Genomic DNA, 13,881 nt, shown 5'->3' with positions numbered 1-13,881 from the left:
CCAGGTCTGCTACAGCCGCAATCGTCGTAGACACCTTAGCCTTGGGGTCCGTACCGTTGTTATTGCTCAGGTCTGGGTCTGTGGTAACAGCACTGCTTCTAGCTGTGTTACTAATCGCACTCAGGGTCGGCGGCACCACTACCCCAACCGTCCGAGTGATGGTAGCGCCATTGTCGATCGCCACTGTTGGAAAAGTCACTATCCCCGTCACTGCGTCGTAGGTTCCTCCATTCGATGCCGTGACTCCCGTTAACCCCGGAATGATACTATCTGTAATCGTCACTCCTGTTGCCGGACTTGGCCCTTTGTTCACCGTGGCGATCGTATAAGTCACCGTCTCGCCCGCCGGACTCGAAGTAGACCCACTTTTAGTAGTTACCAGGTCTGCTACAGCCGCAATCGTCGTAGACACCTTAGCCTTGGGGTCCGTACCGTTGTTATTGCTCAGGTCTGGGTCTGTGGTAACAGCACTGCTTCTAGCTGTGTTACTAATCGCACTCAGGGTAGCTGGCACCACTACCCCAACCGTCCGAGTGATGGTAGCGCCATTGTCGATCTCCACGGGTTTCCAAGTCACAATCCCCGTCACTGCGTCGTAGGTTCCTCCATCCGATGCCGTGACTCCCGTTAATCCCGGAATGATACTATCTGTAATCGTCACTCCTTCTGCGGCATATGGCCCTTTGTTCGCAGTGGCGATCGTATAAGTCACCGTCTCACCAACTTTCGCTGATACTGGTCCTGTTTTGACAACAGAAAGATCGGCGGTCAAAGTTAACTCATTAATACTTTCTACAATTACATTGTTGAGTTCATGGATATTAGTATTACCTCCTGTAGCCGCCGCAAATCCAAACTTCAGAGTAGATGGTACTTCTCCATTTACAGCCTTTAAATCTGGTATATCAATAACCGTCTCCCCAGGCTCAAATACTCCATTACCATTGAGATCGAAGGCAACGCTAAGACGGTTGGGTGTTGCAGAACGCACCGGAAACAGAGTGATTTGAACGCTTCTTTTTGCCTCACTCCGAATCGTTGTATCTTTATTGTCCATACCAATAGCAATAGAAGCATTGGTTAAAAACTGGTAAGAATTTTTTTCGCTACCCCTAATACCTATAGAATCCGGGGAAAATCCAGTGCCACCAACTCGCCCTGCCGTAGGATTTGAGAAATTACCAAACTCATCTAACCCAACACCTAAATAACCTCCAGAAATGCCGGGGGAAACAGGGGTACTACTGGTGTTTTGGGCATAGCCAAGAGACCCTCCAAAGCCTCCTGCTTTTTTTGGTGTAGCTGTTCCATCCACCAGGAAAAAGCTAATACCATCAGCACCAAAAAGAGTACCATCCTCTGCGGCGACGGTGCCATAAGCAAAAAAATCAAAAGTAACTTTTAGACCCTCAGTAGCTGGGATAGCCTTGTCATAGAGGACAAAAGCTTCCTGTCTTTTAACTGATGGAGTCAGCCGCAGGACTCCGTTACCTGGTGTGTCTCCACCCAAAGCAGGAATTACGCCGGATATGGTTCCTCCGGTAATACCAGGAACCATTTGCCTGGTGATGGGGATTGTGGGATCGTAAAGTGTTCCGTTAGTGCCTCGATAAATCCAGGGGCCGATGACTGTATCGTTTTTGAATGTTTCGCTGACTAATGTCCCCAGGATACCGCTATATTCTTGCTGTACTTGGCGATCGATCGCGATGCTAGCTTCTATATTGCCGATCGCAAATTCTAATTCCCAGTCGCCACCAAGGGCCGCACTCCCCGTCAAATCATCGGAAGCTGCAATATCTGCACCAGTAATTTCACTCAGTCTCCCCAGGAAAGCTTGGCCGCTTTTCCCTGCTGCAATGCTGCATCCCAACAACAAAATATCCCCTCTCTCGCTGAGAGATTTTCCCCACTGTTGCAACAAATGGCTGTAGCTTTCTATGTTGTTGCTATTGAGTTCTATCGACCCTACTTGTAGTCGCCCTTCTTGGCCGTGAGAAACTATCTGAACGCTTTCTAAATCTCTCCAATTAGCCAAAATTCTAGTAATTTGCTTGACTCCATCCAGGTTAGGGTCAAGCATGAATACTTCTGTACCCTCCGTTGCTCCTTTTGCCAAGCTATCACTATTTTCTACTTTTGTATCGACTATCAGTAGATTTTTAACAGGATGGGAACGGTGGTTCCCTGCAATGTTGGTGTTTTTACCAAGGTTTTGGGTTGTGGAAAGGGTGGGGTAGATGCTTTTCATGATTCAAAAAACTCACAAATTTTCTAAAAAAAACTATTGGTTGGACAACCGATTTAGTCGGCGATTGCAAGTAATACATTCAGCTCTTTTGAGTTGTGGGTGACTAATTGAAACATGAATTCACCGATTCAAATCAATAGTCTATTAATTGGTATTTGATAGCGTTCCCTGTATTAGCCAACGAGGGAGAATATTTTAGAAGCCCAAGCCCCTAGTTGGATTTATTGCTATCAATTGATTAGTGCTGTTTACATTGTGTTTGGAAGTGCCGTTAGGTTTAACACAGATCTATTACGTCCACCAGTCGGCAAAAACAGGAATTATCAAAAATTTTTTGATGGTATTCTCCCTCGTTAGCCTCTAGCATAGACAGTCTGATTTAGCCCTGGTGTTCTAGGTAACAATTCATCGGTGATTGGCGAGCGATCGACTCCTACTTCCATGTCTTGAAAATCGCTATCCACCCGATCTCCACTAACAGGTAGCAATAATTACCACAAATTTACGAACGGGAACTCAAAAACCCGGTTTGTGCATCCATTTCTCTCGGACATATCCACGATATTTCGGAGAAAACGGCTTTTTTTTGCCTTAGTGCTACACGGAAAATTAAATGGTTACGATTGCTACCTTGCAGAATGTGTTGACCTAATTTCACCCTCGGCTGCTGATAATTCATCCTCTGGAAATAGATGTACCCTGTATCGATGAGGATGCTCAAAATTAGGCTGTTGATAATTCATCCTCTGGAAATAGATGTACCCTGTATCGATGAGGATGCTCAAAATTAGGCTGTTGATAATTCATCCTCTGGAAATAGACAGACCCTGTATCGATGAGGATGCTCAAAATTTGGTCGATTGTAGTTTGGAAAAGCGAAATTTATGGTTTAAATTGGGACACGGCGCCGGCGAGTACACAACAGTTTCGCTAACAGGGAATTGTTCCAAAGATAAAGGTAGAGTATTCCATCATTTTTTTCGGTAAAGTAGATGTTCGGTAATTTTTGGGGCTGATTAAGTCCTGGAGGCAACGGTCATCGGTCATCTTGAATATTCTGGTGGATCAGATCAGTTTTTTGAACAATTTTTAGAGGTTCTAAAACTGTAGAACACCTTATTCAGAAAAATTTGAAACAAAACTCTTCACACGTAAGTACATAGTAACTGATAATTAGCCTATCCGCAAATACTCGTAGATGCAATCCCTTATATAAGTTAGACCTTTTAAATGGGAACGTCAATAGTTTCGGGAGTAATATCTGCGATCGGCTAACCGATGCCTTCTATATAAATTACCAAGCCTGTGTATAGTTGAGTTTATAGGAGTATAAAATTTAATTAAAATCCGGGTTTATTACCCCTCAATCCGTGGGTAGCTGAAAGCCTTTAAAGTTATACTCTACAAGCTTTTTGCTCGCATAACTAGAACAATAAATTAGGGGATTTGTAACCGGAGTTTTAGAAAAAAAAGATGCGATAGTCATTAGTCATCAGTCATTAGTCATCAGTCATTAGTTATAAGTCATTAGTTATAAGTCATTAGTCATTAGTCATTAGTCATCAGTCATTAGTCATCAGTCATTAGTCATCAGTCATTAGTTATAAGTCATTAGTCATCATACCAAATCCGTTAGCATCGGAATTATTAAACTCTCTCTTCTCTTCCTTCGCGTCCTTCGCGCCTTCGTGGTTAAATCATTCCGATACAACCGGAATTGATATCAGTCATCAGTCATCAGTCATTAGTCATCAGTCATCAGTCATTAGTCATCAGTCATTAGTCATCAGTCATCAGTCATTAGTCATTAGTCATCAGTCATCAGTCATCAGTCATTAGTCATCAGTCATTAGTCATCAGTCATTAGTCATTAGTCATTAGTCATCAGTCATTAGTCATCAGACCTAGAGATTATGGGAGATGTCTCACAGAGAGCACATTTTGTGTTAAATAGGCGCTACATCCATCACCAAGTCCATCATCGAAGCCGTACTCTCAACCTTAGCAACATCCAACAAAGTCTTCAAAACAGAATCAGGATTCAAACTAATCGAATCAATTCCCAACTCAACCAAGAACCGAGCAAATTCAGGATAATCACTGGGGGCTTGACCGCAAATTCCAATCTTGCGGTCGTATTTTTTAGCCGCTTTAATCGCAATTTCCACCATCCGCTTCACAGCTTCATTCCGTTCGTCAAAAATGTGCGCGACTAAAGCAGAATCCCGGTCTAATCCCAATGTTAGCTGAGTCAGATCGTTAGAACCGATGGAGAATCCATCAAATACCTGGGCGAATTCATCAGCAAATATGACATTGCTAGGTAATTCGCACATCACATACACCTGTAAGCCATTTTCGCCCTTGACTAAACCGTGTTTCGCCATCTCCGCTAACACCTTTCGCCCCTCCTCTGGCGTGCGGCAAAACGGAATCATTGGAATCACATTTGTCAAGCCCATTTCATTGCGAACTCGCTTCAGGGCTTTGCATTCCAAAGCATAAGCTTCGCGATAATTCGGGTCGTAATAGCGAGAGGCACCACGCCACCCAATCATTGGGTTTTCTTCCTTGGGTTCAAACTGTCGCCCTCCTAATAGATTAGCGTATTCATTGCTCTTGAAATCGCTCATCCGCACGATGACAGGATTGGGATAGAATGCAGCGGCAATGGTGCCAATTCCGTGGGCTAATTTGTCGGTAAAGAAATCGGGCTTGTGTTCGTAAAGCGCTGTGAGTTTGGCAATTTCGCGTTTGACGGATTTATCTACCAATTTGTTAAAGTGAATCAGTGCTAACGGGTGTGCTTTGATGTGATTGGCAATGATGAATTCCAGTCGCGCCAATCCCACACCGTCGCAAGGAATTGCTGATAAACCAAAGGCTTCTTCGGGGTTGCCGACATTCATTAAGATTTGAGTGCGAGTGCGGGGTAAATTGTCGATCGCACTTTCTTGGACTGCAAACGGCACCAAACCCGAATAAACTTTGCCTTCCTCTCCTTCAGCACAAGAAACAGTGATTTCTTGACCATTCTTTAAGAGTTTTGTCCCATCACCGGTGCCAACAATTGCCGGAATTCCCATTTCTCGCGCAATGATTGCTGCATGGCAAGTACGGCCGCCAGAGTTGGTGACAATCGCACTGGCTTTTTTCATAATGGGTTCCCAATCCGGGTCTGTTTTGTTGGTGACTAAAACTTCCCCTGCTTCAAATTCCGCGATTTCGCTAACTTCTAAAATTACGCGGGCTTTCCCTTGTCCAATGGCCTCGCCCACAGCCCGTCCCTTGGCCAAAACAGCGCTAGAACCTTGCAGTTTGTAACTCCGCAAAACTGTAACTGATTTTTGAGATTGTACTGTTTCCGGTCGTGCTTGGACGATGAATAATTCGCCGGTATTGCCGTCTTTTGCCCACTCGATGTCCATGGGCGTTGGAGTTCCGCGCACTTGGGAGTAGTGTTCTTCTATTAATACTGCCCACTGTGCTAATTGCAGAATTTCGTCATCGTTAATGGCAAATTTTTCTCGTTCTGTGGTTGCTACTGAGACGTTTTTGGTGTATTTGGAACCGCCAATATCGTACACCATTTTAATTTTTTTGGTGCCGAGGCGTTTGTCGAGAATTGGGCGGAAACCTTGTTTCAATGTTGGTTTGAAGACTAGGTATTCGTCGGGGTTGACGGCCCCTTGAACGATGTTTTCCCCCAATCCATAGGCTGCGGTGATGAGGGCGGCGTTTTTGAAACCGGTTTCGGTGTCGATGCTGAACATGACACCGGAGGATGCTAAGTCCGATCGCACCATTTTTTGCACACCTACTGATAAGGCTACATCAAAATGGTCGAAGCCTCGGAGTTGACGGTAGGAAATCGCTCTGTCGGTGAATATGGAAGCGAAGCATTTGTGGCTGCATTCGAGCACGCTGGTGCAGCCATGTACGTTGAGGTAGGTTTCTTGTTGTCCGGCGAAGCTGGCGTCTGGTAAGTCTTCGGCGGTGGCGGAGGAACGGACTGCTACATCTGTACTCTCGCCATAGCGATCGCATAATTTATCGTAAGCGCTGGCGATCGCCGCTTGCAAGTCTGGCGGAAACGGCGTTTCCAAAATCAGCGATCGTGCTTGCTTGCCTTTTTGACGCAAGTTGTTTACATTTTCAACTTCTAAGTCAGCAAAAAGTTCGCGCAGTTTAGTATCTAAACCCGCCGACTCGATGAAGTAGCGGTAAGCGTATGCTGTAGTTGCAAACCCGTTGGGAACATTCACTCCTTTGGGGGTTAGCTGTTGAATCATTTCCCCCAAGGAAGCATTTTTGCCACCGACTAAGGGGATGTCAGCGATGCCGACTTCATCGAACCATAGTATTAAGGCTTTGTCTTTGGAAATTTGAAGCTGCTTTTCTGGAATTGCTAATTTGTGGGTCATTACTTTTTCCTCTACTGTTTAGCTCATTTCGGTCCAACGACAGCAAAAAGTTTGAACTTAGTTTTCTTACGAAGTCAATCTCTAAATATCCAGACTTCTTGATTTTTCCGTCACTATTTATTAGCTGTATCCTGCCTGCTAATCATTCACTCCAATGAATTACTCACCTTAACAGCTAAGATTTTCTCCGAATAAAACTATTTTAATTATCACTCAAACCTTGATCCCCGGCTCCTCAAAGTGAATTTAAGTGTATTTATGCGCAGATTGTGCCAGATGCCTTTTAGATCAATATAGTTTCTGGCCTCTATTTATAGATTATCACTTTTTTGGAAAAACACAATAGAGACGAGAAAATTTTCCTGGGTTGCCACAAGTAAAAAGATGGCAGGGACTAGGAGGTATCAGCTATCATCAAGCAAAGACAAAAAAACTAGGTAACAACCCCTGTATTCATCCCTCCTGTGGATTTTGAGGGGACGATCGCTTTTAAAGGTGTGTCAACGATTTTCTTACTTAGGAGAGAGAGTCGCCAATTTCCGCTGAGTCAGAGAGAATTCAGTCAAACAGTTTTAAACTATTCCTAGTTGTACATTTCAGCATTGAATTGCTTATATGCTATAATGGTTACTACGACTGCTTTACGATAAAAATCTGGGTATTTATGATATCAGTTTTGAACCCAACCGCAGAGCGCCATGGCTTTAAGGTTCTCCTCGTCGAAGACAATCGGGCCGAAGCTGAGCTGATCGAAGAATTATTATTAGAAACCAATGTTTCCCGATCGTTGCCCCAAAGGCTATTGATAAGTCGCGCCGATCGTCTCAGTAAAGCACAGGAGCTTTTACTAAAGGAAAAATTTGATGTCATATTACTAGATCTGTCACTGCCGGACAGCCAAGACTTAAGTACAATTGTTAAAATTCAAGAATACAGCGTCAATACTCCGATCGTGGTGCTCACGGCCCGCAACGATGAAGAATTAGCCGTGCAGTCGATCCAAACAGGAGCTCAAGATTATCTAGTCAAAAGAAAAATAGACAGTGAAGTGTTAATGCGATCGCTGCGTTACGCAGTGGAAAGACAACACAACCAAGAAGCTTTGCGAAAAAGTGAAGCAAAATATCGATCGGTAGTGGAGAATTCCCTAGTCGGAATCGCGATTCTAGCAGCGCCACTTTCTCCCTCACAACCAGAAAAATGTGAGTGGTTGGAAGTCAACGATGCTTTGTGCAATTTGCTGGGATACGAGCGCGAAGAACTGTTGCAGGGTAATTGGGAGCAATTGACTTTTCCTGAAGATTGGCAAGCTAGTTCAGAGCAGCTAAAGAAAATTTTAATGGGTAAGAGTCAAGGTTACGTTTTAGACAAAAGATGGCGCAAAAAAAACGGTGGAATAGTTTATACTAGAGTGTCGCTGCGCTGCATCCGCAGCCTAGACGGGTCGATCGATCGGATGATTAAAGTGGTCTTGGATGTGAGCGATCGCCACCACTATGAAGTCCAACTCAAAGCATCTCGACAATTTTTAAAGCACACGATTAATGCGACGCCAGACCCAATTTTTGTCAAAGACGAACAACATCGTTGGGTAGTATTAAACGATGCTTTTTGCGAGTTAATGGGCAAACCGCGAACCGAACTAATAGGTAAATGTGGATACGACTTTTTACCGGAAGACATAGCGAACTTGTTTTTACAAAAAGACGCAGCGGTATTGAAAACAGAAATTCCTGATGAAACGGAAGAAAAATTTATAGATAGCCGCGGTAAAAAAAGAATTATATCTACCAAGAAAATTATTTTTAAAACAGCCGAAGGCAGTAAAATGTTAGTAGGTACTATCCGAGATGTCACGGAGTACAAGCGGCAGCAAATAGCATTGAGGCAGACCCGCTCTCGGTTGGAAAAAATGACAGCTAACGTACCGGGAATGATTTATCAATTCCGCATTAATAAGGAGGGAGAAAAGAAATTTTCCTACGTTTCTTCTGGTTGTAATGAAATTTATGAATTAGCACCTAAAGAGCTAGAACAAGATGCAGAATTGGGCTTTAAAAATATACATCCAGATGACCTAGAAGAGTTCCAAAAATCCATAATAAAATCGGCGAATACGCTGCTGCCATGGCATCAGCAGTGGCGACAAATTATGCCGGACAAAGTGAAGTGGCTGCAAGGCGCTGCTAAACCGGAAAAGCAAGCCAATGGCGATTTAGTTTGGGACGGCTTGGTGATGGATATCACCGAATTAAAACAAACTCAAAAAGAGCGCGATCGCTTCTTTAACATTTCCCTAGATTTACTTTGCATTGCGGGTTTAGACGGCTATTTCAGACGCTTAAATCCTGCTTGGTCAAATGCTTTAGGTTACAGCCAAGCGGAACTTATAGCCAAACCTTTTATAGAATTTGTGCATCCCGAAGACAGAGCAATCACCAGAGTTAAATTGGAAACACTCAAAAGTGGCAACCCAGTTATTAACTTAGAAAACCGCTACCTTTGCCAAGATGGTACTTATAAATGGCTGTCCTGGACGGCATCGCCCTTTGCTGAAGAAGGTTTAATTTATGCAGTGGCCCGCGACGTTACCTTAAACAAGCAAGCAGAAGCAGAATTACGCAAAAGTGAAGCCACCAATCTAGCTCTTTTAAATGCCATACCTGACATGATGTTTCGCTGTCGCGCCGATGGCACTTTTGTAGACTTCAAACCAGCAAAAGAACAGAATATTATACTTAAACAAAGTATTTTTATCGGGAAAAAAGTCCAAGACATCTTACCGTCGGTTTTTGCTGACAAGATCGTATCTGGGAACAAACAAGCGATCGACAATGGTGAAATTCAAATCGTAGAATATCCCATGTCAGTTAATGGTGAACTGTACGATTTTGAAGCCAGAATTGTATTTTGTAGCGATGACGACATTATCGCGATCGTCCGTAATATCACCGATCGCAAACGTTCTGAGTCGGCAATTCAGCGACAAGCCGCCGCCATGGCCGCCGCTTCCGAGGGCATCGCCATCATCGGTGCCGGCGGAGAGTTCATTTATTGCAACGCAGCTCAACTCAAAATGTATGGTTACGACTCTCCCGAAGCCATGTTCGCTCAAAGCTGGAAAATATGCTATGAAAGTGCAGAACTACAAAGGTTGGAGCAAGAAATTTTCCCCGCTTTAACCACAAAAGGATATTGCAACACCGAAGCCATCGGATGTCGCAGCGACGGCTCCAACTTTCCTCAAGAACTGTCCCTGACTATGCTCGAAGGGGGCGAAATTATTTCCATTGTCCGCGATCTTTCTGCTAAAAAACAAGCCGAAATAAAGCTGCAAGATAGTCAGCGGTTCGCCGAAAAAATTGCTGAAGCTAGTCCTAATATTTTGTATGTTTACGATTTGATTGAACATAAAATTATTTATACTAATGCTTCCATATCTCAAGTTTTAGGCTATACAGTAGAAGAACTTCAGGCTATGGGTGTAGAGATGATTTCTCAATTGATGCACCCGGAAGATTTGAGCAAAATTCCTGATTATTTACAACAAGTAGAAACAGGTGGCCAAGGCGATATCTTTGAAGTTGAATACAGAATGCAGCATAAGGATGGTTCTTGGCGCTGGATTGTCAGCCGAGATACTGTATTTATGAAAACCCCAGCCGGTCGATTAAAACAAATTTTGGGCGCGGGAACTGATATTACTGAAAGTAAGCAAACAGAAGATGAAATCAAGTTGTTGCTAGCAGCAACTCAAGCAATTAGTCAGTCCCCAGACTTCGAGAGCGCGATCGCCAATGTTTTGCGCTTTTTGTGCAACGCTATCGGCTGGAATTTTGCCGAAGCTTGGATACCTGCTGCTGATGGCACTGTTCTAGAACACAGCCCAAGTTGGTATGCTAGCGAGCCGACTTTGCAGGCTTTTGGACGTGAAAGCCATCAGTTTGTATTTGGACTGGGAGTCGGACTACCGGGGCGCATTTGGCTGACTAAACAAATGGAGTGGAGAGAGGATATATCCGATGGCGTAAATCCCGTTTTTTCGCGATGGGAACTGGCAAGAGAAAGTGGATTAAAAGCTTGTTTCGGCATACCAATTCGCGCTGAGGGAGAAGTCCTCGCAGTTTTAGTATTTTACCAGCGGAACCGCTCGCCTCTAGAGGGCCGTATAGTAGATTTAGTAAAAGCAGTAGCCACTCAATTGGGTTCCCATATTCAGCGCAAACAAGCCGAAGAAGAATTAAGGAAAAGCGAAGAACGCTGGCAGTTAGTTCTTAAGGGAAATCAAGACGGAATTTGGGATTTCAACCTCCAAACTAATGAAGTTTTTCGCTCTGCTCGCTGGAAGGAAATTATCGGTTACTCAGAAACGGAAATTGACACTAACAACCGCGAATGGATTGAGCGAATTCACCCGGAAGATGCTTGGCGCGTGCAAACTGCTATCCAAGATTACCTCGATCGCAAAACCCCGAATTATGCCTCTGAATACCGTCTGCTATGCAAAGACGGCAGCTACAAGTGGGTACTAGCCAGGGCCCAAGCAGTGTGGGACAAAGCCGGAAATCCCCTGCGGATGGTGGGCTCCATGACTGATATCAGCGATCGCAAACAAGCAGAACTAGAGCTGTTGAAAGTTACTCAAGCTGTTGAAAGTACCAGCGACGCGATCGCGATTACCGACTTGAAAGGACGCTCTATTTACCACAACCAAGCCTTCATTCAACGGTACGGCTACACAGTGGAAGAACTCAACAGGCTCAATGCAGCCGAGGCGATGTACGTCCAACCCAAAATTTATAAACAAATCTATAAAACCATTCGCACAGGCTTGTCATGGAGTGATGAAATTGAACTAAAAACTAAGAATGGTGAAGCAGTAACTACTCTGGTGAGAGCCGATAATATAAAAGATGAAAATGGCAATTTTATCGGTTCGGTGGGAGTAATCACCGATATTAGCGAACGCAAAAAAGTCGAAAAAACTTTGCGCCAGCAATTAAATCGGGAGCAACTAGCAGTCTCCATGCTCGAACGCATTCGGGCTTCTTTAAACTTAGAAGAAATTTTAACCACAACTGTGGAAGAAGTGCGGCTATTTTTGCAAGTAGACCGCACAGTCATTTACCAATTTACTCCTAGTTGGAGTGGGTTTATCGCTGTGGAGTCGGTAAAGGAAGATTGCATGGCAATTGCGGGAATAGAAATTTACGACCCCTGTTTTGGCGAAGCCTACGTTGACCTTTACAAAGACGGCAGAATTAGAGCTACAGATGATGTTTACAACGCTGGTATCGCTGAATGCTACTTGAATGTGTTAACGGATCTGCACGTCAGAGCTAACCTGGTAGTACCGATTTTGCAAGGCGAAAAATTGTGGGGGCTGCTAATTGCCCACCACTGCACTGGCCCCCGTCCTTGGCAGAAATTTGAGGCAGAGTGTCTGCAACAATTAGCCGTGCAGTTGGCGATCGCCATCCAACAATCTACTTTGTTTCAAAAGGCGCAAACTGAAATTGCCGATCGCAAACAAGCAGAAGCCGCCCTGCAATTAGCTAAAGAAGCCGCTGAAGCTGCTAACCGCGCTAAAAGCGACTTTCTCGCCAATATGAGCCACGAATTGCGGACACCTTTGAACGGCATTTTAGGATACATTCAACTCCTCAAAAACGAGCGTAATTTAACAACAGAACAACTGGATATCCTGACTAACGCTCTACAGTGTGGCAATCACTTACTGACGCTGATTAATGACATTTTAGACCTGGCTAAAATAGAAGCTAATAAAATGGATCTGTCAGTGGCCGAGGTGGATTTTAGGAACTTAATCAAAAATATTGTTGACTTGTTTAAAATGCGTTCTGCTCAAAAAGGAATTGCCTTCAATTACGAAGAGCTATCTGTTCTGCCAAATTACGTTTTAGCGGACGAAAAAAGACTACGACAAGTTTTGATTAATTTGCTCAGCAATGCTGTTAAGTTCACCGATCGTGGTGGAGTGACATTGAAAGTCGGTTATGTGGATAATCTGGCTGAATATGCCACTCCCCTCAACTCCATAAATTCTAGTTTAACGGTGGCAAATCGTGAGGGCATGGCAACTTTGACCTCTAATCTCGAACCTCAGAAGCAGTCCATCGCCCCAGGTGACACCACAAAAACACCAAACTTAGCGAAATTACCACCAACTAAAATCCGCTTTCAAGTCGAAGATAGCGGCATTGGTATCAGAGAGAACAAATTAGCAGAAATATTTTTGCCTTTTCACCAAGTGGGCGATCGTAGCAACGTGGTGGAAGGTACCGGATTGGGCCTTTCCATCAGTCAAAAAATAGTAAACATGATGGGCAGCCAAATTCACGTCGAAAGTACCTCCGGCATAGGCAGCATTTTTTGGTTAGACATAGATTTGCCCGCCGTCGCCCAGTGTTCAGAAATCCCCTCTCCACCGGAAAAACATCGGATTGTTGGTTTCGTAGGCCTCAAGCGCAAAGTTTTGGTAGTAGACGACAACGAAGCAAATCGGGCAATGCTGCATAAAATGCTCTCTCGTTTGGGCTTTGAAATTGTAGAAGCCACAGACGGCGAAGACTGTTTGCACAAAGCACTGGAATTTCAACCCGATCTAATTTTAATGGACTTGCTGATGCCAGTAATGGACGGCTGGGAAGCTACCAGGCGGCTGCGACACTTGCCGGAATTAAAAGATGCGGTTATCCTTGCTTTGTCTGCTAGTGTTTATGAGACTACCAGGCAAGAGAGCATACTTGCAGGCTGCAATGGTTTTCTCAGTAAGCCTATTCAAAACAACGAGCTTTTAGAATCGTTGCGAGTTAATTTGGGACTAGAATGGGTTTACGAAGAAGGACCATCGGCTCACAAACGCAAAGATCTAACCCCAAAAACAGGATCAGACTTGGCTGTTGCGGACAAGATCGCATCTCCCACCTGTGAGTCAGTCTTGGCTTTGTTAAGACTGTGTGCCATGGGCGATATAGAAGCTATTCTGGAGGAAATTGCTAAACTTGAAAATTCTGACCCCAAATTAGTGCCTTTCGCTCACCACGTCCGCCAACTAGCTAAGGGATTTCAGATCAAGCAAATTCGAGCTTTTTTGAAGGAACATTTGTCTTAGGATTAAAGTTATGTAAAACTTTGTAAGTTGACAGTTATGATTGTGACCAAAAAATCAAAATCATTCGACTG

At 44.1% G+C, this 13,881-nt stretch carries 3 protein-coding genes; 1 reads left to right on the top strand and 2 read right to left on the bottom strand.

Features of this window, described 5'->3' with window-relative positions:
- The coding region (locus AAFP14_RS09515) for a DUF4347 domain-containing protein (RefSeq protein ID WP_341732025.1) at positions 1 to 2,251 on the bottom strand (2,251 nt) is incomplete at its 3' end.
- A 1,946-nt stretch (positions 2,252 to 4,197) separates the two neighbouring features.
- Positions 4,198 to 6,675 carry a phosphoenolpyruvate synthase gene (ppsA, locus tag AAFP14_RS09510; protein ID WP_341732024.1) on the bottom strand — a complete coding sequence of 826 codons (2,478 nt, stop codon included), beginning with the start codon at positions 6,673 to 6,675 and terminating at the stop codon, positions 4,198 to 4,200.
- Between the two features lie 664 nt (positions 6,676 to 7,339).
- On the opposite strand from ppsA, the gene AAFP14_RS09505 reads away from it, so the two are divergent.
- The gene (locus tag AAFP14_RS09505) at positions 7,340 to 13,810 is read left to right on the top strand and encodes a PAS domain S-box protein (protein ID WP_341732023.1); all 6,471 of its coding nucleotides are present in this window, start codon (positions 7,340 to 7,342) and stop codon (positions 13,808 to 13,810) included.
- Positions 13,811 to 13,881 lie beyond the last annotated feature (71 nt).

This window comes from Microcoleus sp. EPA2, assembly GCA_020882975.1.
Classification (GTDB): Bacteria; Cyanobacteriota; Cyanobacteriia; order Cyanobacteriales; family Microcoleaceae; genus Microcoleus.
Note: the sequence above shows the minus strand (reverse complement) of the source record. Positions and strands in the feature narration are given on the sequence as shown.

What these genes read in the sequence shown, in the direction of transcription:
- AAFP14_RS09505 (WP_341732023.1), top strand. Translation starts at nt 7,340, where the DNA reads ATGATATCAGTTTTGAACCCAACCGCAGAGCGCCATGGCTTTAAGGTT.
- ppsA (WP_341732024.1), bottom strand. Translation starts at nt 6,675, where the DNA reads ATGACCCACAAATTAGCAATTCCAGAAAAGCAGCTTCAAATTTCCAAA.